This is a genomic window from Variovorax sp. Root318D1 (genome assembly GCF_001424835.1).
In the GTDB taxonomy this organism is placed as follows: domain Bacteria; phylum Pseudomonadota; class Gammaproteobacteria; order Burkholderiales; family Burkholderiaceae_C; genus Variovorax.
In genome coordinates, this window is the sequence record NZ_LMCQ01000015.1 from 20,989 (window position 1) to 35,860 (window position 14,872).

Genomic DNA, 14,872 nt, shown 5'->3' on the forward strand with positions numbered 1-14,872 from the left:
TGGGCCGCAAGGTAGCACGCGATCGGGATGATCGGTAGTGGCCCTGCGCCGTGGCGCAGCGTAGAGGCGAAGTCTTAGGCGGGGCTTAGACGCCGTGCAGGCACAAGGGTCACAGCACGCGGACGTCGTGCCGCTCGCCCTCGCCACCCGCGGCGAAGGCCAGCAGGCGCATGGCCTCTTCCTGCACGCCGAGCCGGTCGGCTTGGGACCACCGCGCAAAGGGCTCCAGCACCACCGCGGCCGCGTTCTTCGCCCGCTCGATCTTCCAGGTGCCCGCGACGAAACCGTCGAGCAGCACGGTGCCGCGCACGATGCCATTGACGGTGAACACCCGACTGCGATGCGCCTCGCTCATCACGCGGCTGCGGTCGGCATGCGAAAGCAGCAGGTTGTCCCATTCGGCGACGAGGCGCGGCGGCGCGGGTGCATCGGGACCGGGGCGCGGCGCGCGCGGCAGGTCGAACAGCTGTTGGCCCTGCTCGCCGGTAAACGTGCGCAGCTGTGGCCGGAGGCGCTCGACCACAGCCTTCCAGCCCGTGAGGCCAGACCACGCGCCGGCATCGGCGAGCGTGGCGGGACCGAAGGCCGCCAGATAGCGCAGCAGCAGGTCGTCCTGCGTGGCGGCTGCGGCGCCGGCAGCGGATTCGCCGAGCCACTGTCCGATGGGCTGCAGCTGTGCGTTCTGGTGCGAGTTCCAGTTGCCCGCGGGCGGCAGGTGCACCAACGGCACACTGTTGCGGATGAGTGCGGCGAGCGAGGCAGGCTGGCGGTCTTTCCAGCGCGCAGCGAGTGCCTGCCCGAGTTCGGAACCAGTGAGGGGGCCTTCGCGCAGCAGCGCCCACCCGGCCTTCACCACGGCCGCGCGGTCGATGCCTTCGAGAGCCCGCGCGTGCTCGCCCGCGAGGCCACGCTGGTGCACGGGTTCGAGCAGCGGCCGCCAGGCCAACGCATCCGATGCGGCCATCAGGTGCAGGGTCGCACGCATCGTCGACATGCGCACAACGCGGCGCTTCTTCAGGGCTTCGGTCAGTTGCTCGCGGCGAAAGCCTTCGAGCCGGCTCCAGAGGCCGATGTAAGGCGGATTCGGCGCCTGAGCCTGCAGCCCCGCCAGCTTTTCGATGGCCTGCGTGACCGTCGCCTTGCGCCGCTCCAGCAGCATCTGCCGCGCCAGCGTGGCCCGGTTCAGCGCGCGCTGGCTCAGCACCACGGGCATCGGCAAGAACTCAGAACTTCTCGTGCGGCCCGAGGTAGCGCCATTGCCCGAGGGGCAGGTTGCCTAGCATCACCTTGCCGATGCGCACGCGCTTCAGGCCCACCACTTTCAGGCCGACCAGCTCGCACATGCGGCGGATCTGGCGCTTCTTGCCCTCGGTGAGCACGAAGCGCAACTGCTCGGGGTTCTGCCACTCGACCCGCGCCGGCTTGAGCGGCTGTCCGTCAAGGCTCAGGCCGTGGCGCAGCCTGGCGAGCATCGCGGGCGGGAAGACCGCCTGCACATTGGTCGTGACGGGATCGTCGTCGTCCATGCGCACGAGTTGCCCCGTGGGCGCTGGCTGGCCCAGGCCGTGGTAGGCCACGCGCACCAGGTACTCCTTCTCCATCACCGAGTCTTCGCCGATCAGCTGGCGCGCAACGCGGCCATCTTGCGTCATCACCAGGAGGCCGATGGAATCGATGTCGAGCCGGCCGCATGGCGCAAGTCCGCGCAGTTGCTGGGGGTTGAAGAAGAAGCGCGTGTTGTCTTCGGCCCATCGGTTCTGCGGCGTGAACAGCGAGACCGCCGGCTCATGGCCGTCTTCGGCCTGCGCGCTCACGTAGCCCATGGGCTTGTTGATCAGGATGGTGACCTGGTTCGCCTGCTGGCCCTTGGCGGCCTTGTCGACCTCGATACGGTCGGACGGCGTGACCTTCACGCCCATTTCGGCCGGCTTGCCGTTCACCTTGACCCAGCCGTTGGCAATCCAGTCGTCGGCCTCGCGACGCGAGCAGATGCCGAGCTCGGCCATGCGTTTGTTGAGGCGGATCGGTGCGGTGGCGTCGTCGGTCATGCGGGTGCGCGGTCGGTTGGGGGCAGGTCACGCCCGGTGGAGCGGTGCGCAGCGGCATTTTCGTCCATTGCAGCTGTCTCCGGAATGTGTCGCATTGCATGGGGATAATGCGCGCCAATGGCCCGCCGACGGCCCGGACCCGAATGACCAAAATCCTGATCCTCAGTGTGAGCGCCGGCAACGGCCACGTGCGCGCAGCGCAAGCCCTCGAAGCCGCCGTGCAATCGGCCCCGCCGCACACGGCCGTCCACATGGACGCCATGGCCCACGTGGCCGGCGGTTTCCGCAAGGTCTACACCGACTGGTACATCCAGCTCGTGAACCGCGCGCCGGAGCTGTGGTCGTACCTGCACCAGCGCGCCGACGCCACGCCGCACCACGCGCCTTCGCAGCGCCTGCGCCGCGGCATCGAGCGGCTGAGCACCGGCACCCTGTTGCGCGAAATCCGCCGAGAGAAGCCCGACGCGGTGGTCTGCACGCACTTCCTGCCGGCCGAGCTGCTGATGCGCGAGCGCAATGGCGGCCGCATCGACTATCCGGTGTGGCTGCAGATCACCGATTACGACCTGCATAACATGTGGGTCGTGCCAGGCATGGCGGGTTACCTGGCCGCGACGGACGAAGTGGCCTTCCGTCTGCGCGCGCGCGGCGTTCCCCCGGAACGCATCCACGTGACGGGCATCCCGGTGATGCCGGCTTTCTCGGACCCTGATGTGCCTGCGCTTTCGCACGATGCCTGCGCGGCGGCGCTCGGCCTCGATCCTTCGCGCCCCGTTCTGCTGATGGCATCAGGAGGCGCCGGCGTCGGCGACCTCGCGAGCATGGTCGAGCGCGTGCTTCTGCTCGGCGGCGACAGCGGCCTGCAGGTGATTGCCGTGGCCGGCCGCAACGCCGAGACGCATCAGAAGCTCCAGGCCCTGGCCGCACGCCACCCGGGCCGCGTGGTCGCCATCGGCTTCACCAACGAGATGCACAAGCTCATGGCCGCGGCCGACCTGGTGGTCACCAAGCCCGGCGGACTCACGGTGTCGGAATGCGTGGCGCTCGGCAAGCCGATGCTGCTGATCTCGCCGATTCCAGGCCAGGAAGAGCACAACGCCGGCTTCCTGATGGAAGAAGGCGCGGCCTGGCTCGCCTACGACACCATCGGCCTCGACTACAAAGTGGCGCGGCTGATGGCCGACCCCGCCAAGCTGGCCGACATGGCCCGGCGCAGCCGGGCGCTCGGCAAGCCGCGCGCCGCGGCCGCGGTGCTGCGCCACGTGCTGGGCGAAGAATGAACGGCATCGCGGAGAAGACAAGCGTGGCCCGCACGCTCGGCTACCTGGCCTGGGTGGTGGTGATGGCGTTCTTCTTTGCCAATGCCGAGATCCAGATCGAAGGCGGCGCCGGTTGGGCCACCTCGCTGCCCACGTGGCGCATCGAGAACAGCATCTGGCTCGATCTCTTCTGGGGCGGGCGCGCCATGACGGGCTACCACGCCTGGGTGTTCACCTTCATGGCGCTGGTGTTCCTTGCGCCGCTGGCCTTCAACGGCCGCTGGACGCTGCGCGACCTGGGTCTGGCCGTGGCAGGCCTGATCGTGTTCTGGGTCTGCGAAGACTTTCTGTGGTTCATCATCAACCCGGCCTTCGGCTGGGCACGGTTCAACCCGGCCGATGCGTTCTGGCACAAGCATTGGATCTGGGGCGCGCCGGTCGACTACTGGGGCGGCCTCGCGGTCGCCCTGCTCATACTGTTGCGGCGCCACTGGCCCCGCTCGCCCTCATGACAACCACTCCACGCCCCTCGCACTGGGCAGACCCGCTGGACGAGCTGCAGGTCGAGAACCTGCACCGCATCACGCCCACGCTGTACCGCAGCGCGCAGCCGCGCATCGCGAACGTGGCGGCGCTCAAGTCGCTCGGCATCCGCACCATCGTGAGCCTGCGTTCCTTCAACGACGACAAGAAAGTGTTCGCGGGCCACGACATCCGGCTGGTGCGCGTGCCGATCAACACCTGGTCGATCGACGACGCCAAGGTCCTGCGCGCGCTGGTCGCCATTCGCGAAGCGGAGAAGCAGGGCCCGGTGCTGATCCACTGCATGCACGGCGCCGACCGCACCGGCGTGGTCGCGGCGGTCTACCGCATGGCGGTGCAGGGCTGGGACAAGGACAGCGCGCGGCAGGAGATGTTCCGCGGCGGCTACGGCTATCACACGCTCTGGCGCAACATTCCGCGCTACATCGACCGGCTCGATCCGGAGAAGATGCGCCGTGCGCTGGCCCATGCGCCGGTGATTCCCGTGGTGTCCTGAAGGCGCCTGCAGCTTTCGCACGCCGCTCCTATACTGGCCGCCCCGTGGCCCTGGGCCACCTTCGAACGGACCTTTTTCAAGGTCGCAAGGGGCTCTTCATGGCACTCCAACTCCGCTCACTCATCCGCGCGAGCGGCGAACTCGAACTCTCGCTGCACGACGAGGCGATTCCCGAACCGCAGCCGCATGAAGTGGTGATCCGCGTCGAGGCATCGCCCATGAATCCATCAGACCTGGGACTGCTGTTCGGCGCGGCCGACATGGGCACCGCCAAGGTCTCGGGCGCGCCCGATCGGCCGGTTGTGACCGCCACGGTGCCGGAGCGTGGCATGCCCGCCATGGCCGGGCGGCTGGACCAGTCGCTGCCGGTGGGCAACGAAGGTGCGGGGGTGGTGGTCAAGGCCGGTTCGTCGCCGGCGGCGCAAGCGCTGCTGGGCAAGACGGTGGCCGCAATCGGCGGCGCGATGTATTCGCAGTACCGCGCCGTGGCGGTGGCCCAGTGCCTGGAACTGCCCGCGGGCACGGCGCCAGCCGATGGTGCATCGTGCTTCGTGAATCCGCTCACGTCGCTCGGCATGGTCGAGACGATGCGGCGCGAAGGCCACAAGGCACTGGTGCACACGGCCGCCGCGTCCAACCTGGGCCAGATGCTCAACAAGATCTGCCAGAAGGATGGCATCGACCTGGTCAATATCGTGCGCAAGCCCGAGCAGGAAGCGCTGCTGCGCGGCATCGGCGCGAAGCATGTGTGCAGCACCAGCTCACCCACGTTTCTCGAAGACCTGACGCAGGCGCTGGTCGAGACGGGCGCCACGCTGGCCTTCGACGCCACGGGCGGCGGCAAGCTCGCGGGCCAGATTCTCGGCTGCATGGAAGCCGCGCTGAACCGCACCGCCAAGGAATACAGCCGCTACGGCTCGACCACGCACAAGCAGGTCTACATCTACGGCGGCCTCGACCGCTCGCCGACGGAGTTCGTGCGCAACTTCGGCATGGCGTGGGGCATGGGCGGGTGGCTGCTGTTTCCGTTCCTGCAGAAGCTCGGGGATGAAGGCACGCAGCGGTTGCGGGCGCGGGTGGTGGCTGAATTGAAGACCACGTTTGCGAGCCACTACACGCGGGAAGTTTCCTTGTTCGAGGCGCTGCAGCTGGACGCGATCGGCGTGTATGGCAAGCAGGCGACGGGGGAGAAGTTTTTGTTGAATCCCAACAAGGGCGTGGGGGGCTGAGCTTCTGTTGGGGGTCCGCGGTGGAGTGAATGCCGCTGCCCTCACCCTAACCCTCTCCCAGAGGGAGAGGGAACAAGACGGAGCGGGGTTGCGTATTGCTCCCTCTCCCTCTGGGAGAGGGCTGGGGTGAGGGCACTGTGCCCACGGTGGGGCGCCCCTCAAAAACCTAAACCACCAGCCGATACCCCACCGCAGTCTCCGTCAGGAGATGCTTGGGTTGCGCCGGATCGGCTTCCAGCTTCTGCCGCAGATGCCCCATGTAGATGCGCAAATAGTGGCTCTGGTCCGTGTGCGACGGACCCCACACCTCGCGCAGCAGCTGACGTTGCGTGAGCACGCGCCCGGCGTTGGCAACCAACACCGACAGCAGCCGGTACTCGGTCGGCGTCAGGTGCACCTCGGCGCCGGCGCGGCGAACGATGCGCGCGGCGCGGTCGAGTTCGACCTCGCCGAAACGGAACAGCGGGTCCGCGGGTTCGTCACCGCCGCCGGCAACGCGCGGGCGGCGCAGGTTGGCACGAACGCGCGCCAGCAGTTCTCCGGTGCCGAAGGGCTTGGTCAGGTAGTCGTCGGCGCCTGCATCGAGCGCGGCGATCTTGTCGGCCTCGTCGCTGCGCGCGGACAACACGATGATGGGCACGGCCGACCAGCCGCGCACATCGCGAATCAGCGAAACACCATCGCCATCGGGCAGACCGAGGTCAAGCACCAGCAGGTCCGGCTGGCGCGTGCCCGCCGCCGCCAACCCATCGCGCAGCGTGCCGGCCTCATGCACAAGCCAGCCCTCGGCTTCGAGCGCGCCGCGCACGAAGCGGCGTATCTGCGGCTCGTCCTCGATCACGATGGCGGTGGGGGATGGCATGGTTTCAGAGTTGTGCTTCGGCCGGTTCCGGTGGCTCGCGGCGCGGCAATGTAACCGTGAATTCTGCACCGCCGCCCTGCGCATTGGCCGCCGCAATCTCACCGCCATGCGCGGTCACCACGGCGCGGCAGATGGCCAGGCCCAGGCCCACGCCCGGCGTGGCCGATTCGGTCTCGCCGCGGGTGAACTTGTCGAACAGCTTCTGCTCGCGGCCCAGCAGCGCGGCGGGCAGGCCGAGGCCGTGGTCGCGCACCGTGAGCACCAGCGTGCCGGGCTCGGCCCGTGCACCGACGACGATTGGCGGCGCTCCGTACTTGGCGGCGTTCTCCAGCAGGTTGACCAGCACGCGCTCGATCAGCACGGCATCGAATTCGACCAGCGGAAGGTCAGCGTCGAGCGCGGTTTGCACGATGCTGTTTCCCAACGAGGTGCGCGCCGCACGAATGGCCGAGCCCACCACTTCCTCGACCGATTGCCAGTCGCGCCGCAGATTCACCGCGCCGCCTGCAATGCCGCTTTCGAGTCGCGCCATGTCGAGCAGGTTGTTGACCAGCGCGTGCAGTTCATGAGCTTGCGCGACGATGGCGCGCGCCGCTTCGGCATGCGCCTCGGGCGGCAGCGTTTGCAGCGATTCGGCCAGGGCAATCAACGCCGTGAGCGGCGTGCGTACGTCGTGCGAGATGGCGCCGAGCAAAGCGTTGCGCAGCCGTTCCGATTCCATCTCGACCACGGCCCGTTGCGCCACCTCCACGTAGTGCACGCGCTCCAGCGCAATCGCGATCTGCCGGGCCAGCGTATCGAGCTGCTGCGCCTGCTCGGGAATCAGCAGCCAGCGCGGCTGCGACGGTGACAGCGCGAGCACGCCGCGCACGCGCATGGGCGCCTGCAGCGGCACGTAATGCCAGGGCTGGGCCGCGAGCGTGGCGGTGGCCAGGCCGGCGGGCTGGCCATGGCGAAAGGCCCAGTCGGCCACCTGCGCATCGAAACCCTCGGGCGGGTTGTCAGGCATCACGAGCTGGTCGGCCGCGTCGGTGACCAGCACCAGCGCATGGCCGCCAAAGTGGCCCTGCACCGCGGCAGCGCCCAGCGCGACGACCTGCGTGCTCTCCAGCGCCGCCGAGAGTTCGCGCGTAAGTTCGAACAGCGAGCGTGCCCGCCGCTCGCGGCTGGTCGAGACGCCGGCCGCAAAGCGCAGTCCCGCCATGAGCTGGCCCACCAGCAGGCCCACGCCCAGCATGATCGCGAAGGTCAGCACGTACTGCACGTCGCTCACCGCGAACGACAGGCGCGGCGGCACGAAGAAATAGTCGAACGCCGCCACGTTGAGCAAAGCCGCGAGCGCCGAAGGCCCGCGGCCGAAGCGCATGGCCACGCCGACCACGCCCAGCATGAAAAGCATCACGATGTTGGACAGCTCCAGCACATGGGCCAGGGGCGCGCACACCAGCGTGAGCGCAACGCTGATGGCCGTCGCCCATGCGTAGCCCGGCCAATGAATGGGGGCCTTCTCATGGTCGCCCTCGTCGGCGCGCATGCCGTGGATGGCGGCGCGCGAAAGGCGCCGAGAACTGTCGGCATGGCCCGCTTCCAGGATGTCGAGCGCGGGCGCGCGTTGCGCCAGCGCGCACGGCAGCGGCATCGGCGTGGCGGGCCACCAGCGGCGCCAGCCCTCCCGGGGTGCCGAGCGTCCCAGCACCAGCGTCGCGCAGTTGAGCCGCCGCGCCTGCTCGGCCAATTGCTCGGCCACGTCGGAACCCGTGAGCACCGCGGTGGCCGCGCCGAGTTCCTCGGCAAGCTTGAGGACCGCGAGGATGCGATCGCGCTCCTGCGCGGCAAGCCGTTGCAGCCGCGGTGTCTCGACATAGGCTGCATGCCAGCGAACGTTGAGCTGGCCCGCCAGCCGCGCCGCGGTGCGCACCGTTTGCGCGGCGCCCTCGTGCGGCCCCACGCACGCGAGGATCGCGCCCGAGGTGTTCCAGGCCTGCAGCGCGCCGCCCTCGCCGTTGCCGGCCGCGCCCGATTGCTCGACACGCCAGCCGCGCACGTCGTCTTCCACGTGCTCGGCGGTGCGGCGCAGCGCAATTTCGCGCAGCGCGATCAGGTTGCCCTTGCGGAAGAAGTTCTGCGCGGCACGCTCGGCCTGCTGGGGCAGATACACCTTGCCAGCCGCAAGCCGGGCCGTGAGCTCGTCGGGCGTGACGTCGACCAGCACCACCTCGTCGGCTTCGTCGAGCACGGTGTCGGGCACGGTCTCGTGCACCCGCACGCCGGTGATGGCCCCTACCGTGCCGTTGAGGCTTTCGAGGTGCTGCACGTTGAGCGCGGACCAGACCTCGATGCCCGCGGCCAGCAGCTCCTGCACGTCCTGCCAGCGCTTGGCATGGCGGGATCCGGGCGCGTTGGTGTGGGCCAGCTCGTCGACCAGCAACACGGCGGGTTTGCGCGCCAGGGCGGCGTCCAGATCGAACTCGGCCAACCTGCGGCCGCGGTGGTCCACCTCGCGCATCGGCAACGCCTCCAGCCCCGCGAGCAGCGCCGCGGTTTCGCTGCGGCCGTGCGTTTCGGCCACGCCGACCAGCACGTTGCGGCCTGCCGCGTGCTCGCGCTGCGCGGCGCTGAGCATGGCCCATGTCTTTCCCACGCCCGCGCTGGCACCGAAATAGATGCGCAGCTTGCCGCGCTGCGCGCGTGCCGCATCGCTGCGCAATTGCGCAAGCAGGGCGTCGGGATCGGGGCGGGCGTCGGACATGGCGGTGGCTGCGCAGGTTAGCGCATCGGCCCGCTCCCATCGAGTGCGAGATTCAGCGCCAGCACGTTGACGCGCGGCTCGCCCAGCAAGCCCCAGAGCGGCGCCTGCGTGTGGCTGGCGACCAGCGCATTCACCTGTTCGACCGGTACGCCGCGCACGCGCGCCACACGCGCCGCCTGGTAGCGCGCGGCGGCGGGGCTGATGTCGGGATCGAGCCCGCTGGCCGAGGCCGTGACGAGATCGACCGGCACCGGTGCGGTGTTGCCCGGGTCGGCGGCGCGCAGCGCTTCGACCCGCGCCTTGACAGCATCCACGAGCGCCGGATTGAGCGGACCCAGGTTCGAGCCGCCCGAAGCGCTCGCGTTGTAGGGCTGCGGTGCGGTGGCCGACGGCCGGCCCCAGAAGTGCTTGGGATCGCTGAAATTCTGGCCGATGAGTGTCGAACCCACGGTGGTGCCGCCCTGCACGATCAGGCTGCCGGCCGCCTGCGACGGAAACAGCGCCTTCGCGGCGCCGGTGACGGCCATCGGATAAATGAGCCCGGTGAGCGCGCTCAGCAGCGCAAAGAGCACGAGCGCGGGACGAAAGATGTTGTTCATGATGAAGCGCTTCTCAAGAAAGATGTACGGCAACGAGCAGCCAGTCGATCAGCTTGATGCCGATGAAGGGAACCAGCAGGCCGCCCAGCCCATAGATCGCCAGGTTGCGGCGCAGCAGCGCGGCCGCGCCCACCGGCCGGTAGCGCACGCCCTTGAGCGCAAGCGGAATCAGAAAGACGATGACCAGCGCGTTGAAGATCACAGCCGACAGGATCGCCGACGACGGGCTTGCAAGCCGCATCACGTTGAGCGCACCGAGCTGCGGATAGGTCGAGACAAAGATCGCCGGGATGATCGCGAAATACTTCGCCACGTCGTTCGCGATCGAGAAGGTAGTGAGCGAGCCGCGCGTCATGAGCAGCGCCTTGCCGGTCTCCACCACCTCGAGCAGCTTGGTGGGGTTCGAATCCAGGTCGACCATGTTGCCGGCCTCCTTCGCGGCCTGCGTGCCGCTGCCCATGGCCACGGCCACATCGGCCTGCGCGAGGGCGGGCGCGTCGTTGGTGCCGTCGCCGGTCATTGCGACCAGACGGCCTTCGGACTGGTACTTGCGGATCAGCGCCAGCTTGTCCTCGGGCGTGGCTTCGGCCAGGAAGTCGTCGACGCCGGCCTCGGCCGCGATGGCCGCGGCGGTGAGCTTGTTGTCGCCGGTGATCATCACCGTCTTGATGCCCATGCGGCGCAGCTCGGCAAAGCGCTCCTTGATGCCGGTCTTGACGATGTCCTTGAGCTCGACCACGCCGAGCACGCGGGCACCCTCGGCCACGGCCAGCGGCGTGCTGCCGCGGCGCGCCGTTTCTTCGGCCGCGCGCAGCACCTCGGCTGGCATCGCGCCACCGAGCGACTCCACATGGCGGCGTACCGCATCGACCGCGCCCTTGCGCAGCAGGATGGCATCGGTATCAAGGCTGCCGGGTGCGGCCGGCAGGTCGACGCCGCTCATGCGCGTCTGCGCGGTGAAGGGCACGAACCGAGCGCCCTCGACAGATGCGGCTTCCAGTCCATCGCGGCGCGCAAGTTCGACAATGCTGCGCCCTTCAGGCGTTTCGTCGGCCAGCGATGCCAGCATCGCGGCGCGGGCGAGGCGGCCCTTGGTCACGCCGGGCGCGGGCAGGAAAGCACTGGCCTGTCGATTGCCATGCGTGATGGTGCCGGTCTTGTCGAGCAGCAGCACGTCGACGTCGCCGGCCGCTTCCACGGCGCGGCCCGAAGTGGCGATCACGTTGGCCTGCATCATTCGGCTCATGCCGGCCACGCCCACGGCCGAGAGCAGGCCGCCGATGGTGGTCGGGATCAGACACACCAAGAGCGCCACCAGCGCCGTGAGCGACACCACGGTACCCGCGCCCGCAGCCTCGACGCTGAAAAGCGAGAACGGCAGCAGCGTGACCGTGACCATCAGGAACACCAGCGTCAGCGCCACCAAGAGGATGGTGAGCGCGATTTCATTGGGCGTCTTGTGGCGCTTGGCTGCTTCGACCATGCCGATCATGCGGTCGAGGAACGACTCGCCGGGGTTCACCGAGATGCGCACCACCAGCCAGTCGGACAGCACGCGAGTGCCTCCTGTCACGGCCGAGAAGTCGCCGCCCGATTCGCGCACCACCGGAGCCGATTCGCCGGTGATCGCGCTCTCGTCGACCGAGGCCACGCCTTCGATCACCTCGCCATCGAGCGGTATCACATCGCCGGTCTCGACCAGCACGACGTCGCCCTTTCGCAGATTCGGCGCCTGCTCCGGAAGCCACTGGCCACCATGATGCGGCTCCTTCATCTTCTTGGCCCAGGTGTCCTTGCGCAGCCCCCGCAGCGACGCGGCCTGCGCCTTGCTGCGCCCTTCGGCCAGCGCCTCCGCGAAGTTGGCGAACAGCACTGTGAACCATAGCCAGACAGACACGGCAAGCACGAAGGCCGGCTTCATGCCGGTGTCGCCGGGGAAGGTCAGCGAATGCGCCCAGAGCAGCGTCGTGAGGATGCTACCGATGTAGACGATGAACATCACCGGGTTGCGCCACTGGGTGCGCGGATCGAGCTTGGCGAAGGCGCCCCAGAGGGCGGGCTTGACCAGCGCGGCGTCGAAGAGCGAAAGGGAAGTCTTGGTGTTTGTCATGGTGCGCTCCTTCACTTCCAGAGCACGAGGTGTTCGACGACGGGCCCGAGGGCCAATGCCGGAACGTAATTGAGCAGGCCGACCAGCAGCACGGTGCCGATCAACAGCGAGACGAACAGCGGCCCGTGCGTAGGCAGCGTGCCGCCGGTGACCGGGAGGCGCTGCTTGGCCGCGAGCGAACCCGCAATGGCCAGCACCGGCACGATCACCGCGAAGCGGCCGAGCCACATGGCGAGCCCGAGCAGGCCGTTGTAGAACGGCGTGTTGGCCGAGAGCCCCGCGAAGGCGCTGCCATTGTTGTTGGCGGCCGAGCTCAGCGCATACAGGATCTCCGAGAAGCCGTGCGCGCCGGGGTTTGCGATGCCGGCCTTGCCGGTGCCGGCCATCACCGCCACCGCGGTGCCGGCCAGCACCAGCACGGGCGTGACCAGGATGGCGATGGAGATCAGCTTCATCTCGCGCACCTCGATCTTCTTGCCCAGGTACTCGGGCGTGCGGCCGATCATCAGCCCCGCAATGAACACCGCGAGCATCGCGAAGATCAGCATGCCGTAAAGGCCGCTGCCCACGCCGCCGAAGACCACCTCGCCAAGCTGCATCAGCACCATCGGCACCATGCCACCGATGGGCGTGAAGGAGTCGTGCATGGCATTCACGGCGCCGCAAGACGCCGCGGTGGTGATGGCGGCAAAGAGCGCCGAGGCGTCGATGCCGAAGCGCACTTCCTTGCCTTCCATGTTGCCGCCGCTTTGCAGCGCGCTCGTTACCTGGTCCACACCCAGCGACGCCAGGAGCGGATTGCCGGCGTGCTCGGCCGGGATGATGACCGCCACCGCGACGACGAACATCACCGCCATGGCCGCGAGCACCGCCCAGCCCTGGCGCCGGTCGCCAACCACGCGCCCGAAGGCGAAGCACAGGGCCGCGGGAATCAGGAAGATCGCGATCATCTGCAGCAGGTTGCTGAGCGCGGTCGGGTTCTCGTACGGGTGCGCCGAGTTTGCGTTGAAGAAACCGCCGCCATTGGTGCCGATCATCTTGATGGCTTCCTGCGAGGCGACCGGGCCCATGGCGATCGTTTGCGCGCTCGCCGCGGCCTCGACCGTGTGCACGGTCTTGTAGCCGTCGAAGTTCTGGATCACGCCCTGGCCCACGAAGAACAGCGCGAGCACGAACGAGAGCGGTACCAGGACCCACAGCGTGATGCGCGTGAGGTCGGCCCAGAAGTTGCCGACCAGGCCTTTGCTCTTGCCGTCGCCGCGGCGCGCGAAACCGCGGATCAGCACGAAGGCCACTGCAATGCCCGTGGCGGCCGAGAAGAAATTCTGTACCGTGAACCCGAGCATCTGCGTGAGATAGCTCATGGTCGATTCGCCGGCGTAGCCCTGCCAGTTGGTGTTGGAGACGAAGCTCACCGCACTGTCGAAGGCCGAGTCGGGCGACACGGCACCCATGGCGGCGGGGTTGAGCGGCAGCGAACCTTGCAGGCGCTGCAGCGCGTAGAGAAAGATCGCGCCCATGGCATTGAAGGCCAGCAGCGCGAGCGCGTAGGCCAGCCAGTGCATCGACTGCCCGGGCTCGATGCCGGCCAGCTTGTAGAGCGGCGCCTCCATGCGCTGCATCCAGCGCGGCACGCGCTCGTTGCACAGGGCGGCCAGGAACTTGCCGACGGGCCAGGCAAGCAGCACGAGCGCAACGAGGAAGAAGGCCAACAAGGACCAGGCGGAAGAGGTCATGTCAGAACTCCTCGGCGCAGATCAAGGCGAACACCAGGTACGCGAACAGCACCACGGCGATCAATGCGCCGACGCCATAGAGGGCTTCAAGACTGATCATGGCCGTTCTCCCCCGCCGCTTTGTGGCGCGCCGAGCCGGTCAAGCCCGACGGCCATGGCCGCCACCACCGCCCACAGCGCCAGCAGGGCGCCCATCCAGACGAGATCCATTCATCACTCCTCAAGCGATACACAAGGCCTTGAGTCTGGGCAGGCGTCCGTAAAAACAGGGAACAGAGTCGGCGAGGCCGCATAAAGAAACCGTAAAGGCGTCCCCACTTTTCGAAGTGCTCGACAACGGCTCGCGAGTCCCTTGATAATCAAAGCAATACCTTTGACAAATAAAAAGGAATGACCACGCCCCCCCTCTATGCCAAGCCCGCCTGGATGCCGAACCACCAGGCGGCAGACCGCATCCTGTCCACGCTCAAGACGCGTGGCGCGCTGGGCATCCCCGACATGGCCAAGGTGCTCGACGTCACCGTAGAGGCCGTGCGCCAGCAGATGGCCAAGCTGCAGGCCGAAGAGCTGGTCGACGCCGAGAGCCGTCCGGCGGGCCGAGGGCGGCCAACGCAGATCTGGCGGCTGACCAGTGCCGGCCACGCGCGCTTTCCCGACACGCATGCCGAAATGACGGTGCAGATGATCAGCGCCGTGATCCGCGTGTTCGGCGACAAGGGCATGGACCAGCTCATCGACGCGCGCGAGGAGGCCATGCGCGCCAACTACCGCGAGGCGCTGCGCGGCGCGCGCAGCCTCAAGGCCAGGCTCGAGCGGCTGGCGGACATCCGCAGCCGCGAGGGCTACATGGCCGAGTTCCGTACCGAGGGCGACGGCTTTCTGTTCATCGAGAACCATTGCCCCATCTGCACCGCGGCGCGTGCCTGCACGGGCTTTTGCCGCAGCGAACTGCAGCTCTTGTGCGACCTGCTGGGCCCCGGCGTGAGCGTGAGCCGCGTCGAGCACGTGCTGGCGGGCGCGCGGCGCTGCGCCTACCAGGTGAGCCCGAAGAGCGCACCTTGATCCGTTTTCTCAACCCTAAGGAAAAACCCACCATGGAACACACCCTCCCACCCCTGCCGTACGCCCTCGACGCGCTGGCGCCCGAGTACTCGAAGGAAACCCTCGAGTACCACTACGGCAAGCACCACAATGCCTACGTGGTGAACCTCAACAACCTGCAAAAGGGCACCGAGTTCGAG

Annotated in this window: 13 protein-coding genes and 1 pseudogene; 6 read left to right on the top strand and 8 right to left on the bottom strand. The window is 68.1% G+C overall.

The window, feature by feature from the left end; genetic code table 11:
• Nucleotides 1–109: 109 nt before the first annotated feature.
• Nucleotides 110–1,213 carry a winged helix DNA-binding domain-containing protein gene (locus tag ASC78_RS14185; protein ID WP_055802406.1) on the bottom strand — a complete coding sequence of 368 codons (1,104 nt, stop codon included), beginning with the start codon at nt 1,211–1,213 and terminating at the stop codon, nt 110–112.
• A gap of 10 nt (nt 1,214–1,223) precedes the next feature.
• Nucleotides 1,224–2,048 carry a pseudouridine synthase gene (locus ASC78_RS14190; protein WP_055802408.1) on the bottom strand — a complete coding sequence of 275 codons (825 nt, stop codon included), beginning with the start codon at nt 2,046–2,048 and terminating at the stop codon, nt 1,224–1,226.
• Between the two features lie 143 nt (nt 2,049–2,191).
• On the opposite strand from ASC78_RS14190, the gene ASC78_RS14195 reads away from it, so the two are divergent.
• From ASC78_RS14195 to ASC78_RS14210, 4 genes are all read left to right on the top strand, one after another.
• Nucleotides 2,192–3,328, top strand: a complete 1,137-nt coding sequence (locus ASC78_RS14195; protein ID WP_235505093.1) for an MGDG synthase family glycosyltransferase — start codon at nt 2,192–2,194, stop codon at nt 3,326–3,328.
• Nucleotides 3,325–3,819, top strand: a complete 495-nt coding sequence (locus tag ASC78_RS14200) for a hypothetical protein (protein WP_055802411.1) — start codon at nt 3,325–3,327, stop codon at nt 3,817–3,819. Before ASC78_RS14195 ends, ASC78_RS14200 begins: the two co-directional genes overlap by 4 nt.
• Nucleotides 3,816–4,346, top strand: a complete 531-nt coding sequence (locus ASC78_RS14205; protein WP_055802413.1) for a tyrosine-protein phosphatase — start codon at nt 3,816–3,818, stop codon at nt 4,344–4,346. The genes ASC78_RS14200 and ASC78_RS14205 overlap by 4 nt, the downstream gene beginning before the upstream one ends.
• A gap of 98 nt (nt 4,347–4,444) precedes the next feature.
• Complete coding sequence (locus tag ASC78_RS14210; protein WP_055802416.1) at nt 4,445–5,575, top strand: zinc-binding dehydrogenase; 1,131 nt, start codon at nt 4,445–4,447, stop codon at nt 5,573–5,575.
• A gap of 166 nt (nt 5,576–5,741) precedes the next feature.
• On the opposite strand, the gene kdpE is transcribed toward ASC78_RS14210, so the two are convergent.
• Genes kdpE through kdpF form a run of 6 tightly spaced genes read right to left on the bottom strand, consistent with a single transcriptional unit; the run spans nt 5,742 to nt 13,731 of the window.
• Complete coding sequence (gene kdpE, locus ASC78_RS14215) at nt 5,742–6,437, bottom strand: two-component system response regulator KdpE (protein ID WP_055802417.1); 696 nt, start codon at nt 6,435–6,437, stop codon at nt 5,742–5,744.
• A gap of 4 nt (nt 6,438–6,441) precedes the next feature.
• Entirely contained in the window at nt 6,442–9,186 is a 2,745-nt protein-coding gene (locus tag ASC78_RS14220) for a DUF4118 domain-containing protein (protein WP_055802419.1), read from the bottom strand.
• A 17-nt stretch (nt 9,187–9,203) separates the two neighbouring features.
• Nucleotides 9,204–9,785, bottom strand: coding sequence for a potassium-transporting ATPase subunit KdpC (kdpC, locus tag ASC78_RS14225; protein ID WP_055802431.1), 582 nt, complete (start codon nt 9,783–9,785; stop codon nt 9,204–9,206).
• Between the two features lie 13 nt (nt 9,786–9,798).
• Nucleotides 9,799–11,895: a potassium-transporting ATPase subunit KdpB gene (gene kdpB, locus ASC78_RS14230; RefSeq protein WP_055802433.1), complete on the bottom strand. Its 2,097-nt coding sequence runs from the start codon at nt 11,893–11,895 to the stop codon at nt 9,799–9,801.
• Between the two features lie 11 nt (nt 11,896–11,906).
• On the bottom strand, nt 11,907–13,631 hold the full coding sequence (gene kdpA / locus ASC78_RS14235; RefSeq protein WP_055802421.1) for a potassium-transporting ATPase subunit KdpA: 1,725 nt from the start codon (nt 13,629–13,631) through the stop codon (nt 11,907–11,909).
• Between the two features lies 1 nt (nt 13,632).
• On the bottom strand, nt 13,633–13,731 hold the full coding sequence (kdpF, locus tag ASC78_RS14240; RefSeq protein ID WP_055802423.1) for a K(+)-transporting ATPase subunit F: 99 nt from the start codon (nt 13,729–13,731) through the stop codon (nt 13,633–13,635).
• A gap of 290 nt (nt 13,732–14,021) precedes the next feature.
• Between kdpF and ASC78_RS14245 the strand changes: the two genes are divergently transcribed.
• Nucleotides 14,022–14,693, top strand: a complete 672-nt coding sequence (locus ASC78_RS14245) for a helix-turn-helix transcriptional regulator (RefSeq protein WP_055802426.1) — start codon at nt 14,022–14,024, stop codon at nt 14,691–14,693.
• Nucleotides 14,694–14,725: 32 nt separating this feature from the next.
• Nucleotides 14,726–14,872, top strand: a pseudogene (locus ASC78_RS14250) (superoxide dismutase [Fe]); the annotation flags it as partial.

Excerpts from the sequence above, each read along its gene's own strand:
- ASC78_RS14185 (WP_055802406.1), bottom strand. The coding sequence starts at position 1,213 with ATGCCCGTGGTGCTGAGCCAGCGCGCGCTGAACCGGGCCACGCTGGCG.
- ASC78_RS14190 (WP_055802408.1), bottom strand. The coding sequence starts at position 2,048 with ATGACCGACGACGCCACCGCACCGATCCGCCTCAACAAACGCATGGCC.
- ASC78_RS14195 (WP_235505093.1), top strand. The coding sequence starts at position 2,192 with ATGACCAAAATCCTGATCCTCAGTGTGAGCGCCGGCAACGGCCACGTG.
- ASC78_RS14200 (WP_055802411.1), top strand. The coding sequence starts at position 3,325 with ATGAACGGCATCGCGGAGAAGACAAGCGTGGCCCGCACGCTCGGCTAC.
- ASC78_RS14205 (WP_055802413.1), top strand. The coding sequence starts at position 3,816 with ATGACAACCACTCCACGCCCCTCGCACTGGGCAGACCCGCTGGACGAG.
- ASC78_RS14210 (WP_055802416.1), top strand. The coding sequence starts at position 4,445 with ATGGCACTCCAACTCCGCTCACTCATCCGCGCGAGCGGCGAACTCGAA.
- kdpE (WP_055802417.1), bottom strand. The coding sequence starts at position 6,437 with ATGCCATCCCCCACCGCCATCGTGATCGAGGACGAGCCGCAGATACGC.
- ASC78_RS14220 (WP_055802419.1), bottom strand. The coding sequence starts at position 9,186 with ATGTCCGACGCCCGCCCCGATCCCGACGCCCTGCTTGCGCAATTGCGC.
- kdpC (WP_055802431.1), bottom strand. The coding sequence starts at position 9,785 with ATGAACAACATCTTTCGTCCCGCGCTCGTGCTCTTTGCGCTGCTGAGC.
- kdpB (WP_055802433.1), bottom strand. The coding sequence starts at position 11,895 with ATGACAAACACCAAGACTTCCCTTTCGCTCTTCGACGCCGCGCTGGTC.
- kdpA (WP_055802421.1), bottom strand. The coding sequence starts at position 13,631 with ATGACCTCTTCCGCCTGGTCCTTGTTGGCCTTCTTCCTCGTTGCGCTC.
- kdpF (WP_055802423.1), bottom strand. The coding sequence starts at position 13,731 with ATGATCAGTCTTGAAGCCCTCTATGGCGTCGGCGCATTGATCGCCGTG.
- ASC78_RS14245 (WP_055802426.1), top strand. The coding sequence starts at position 14,022 with ATGACCACGCCCCCCCTCTATGCCAAGCCCGCCTGGATGCCGAACCAC.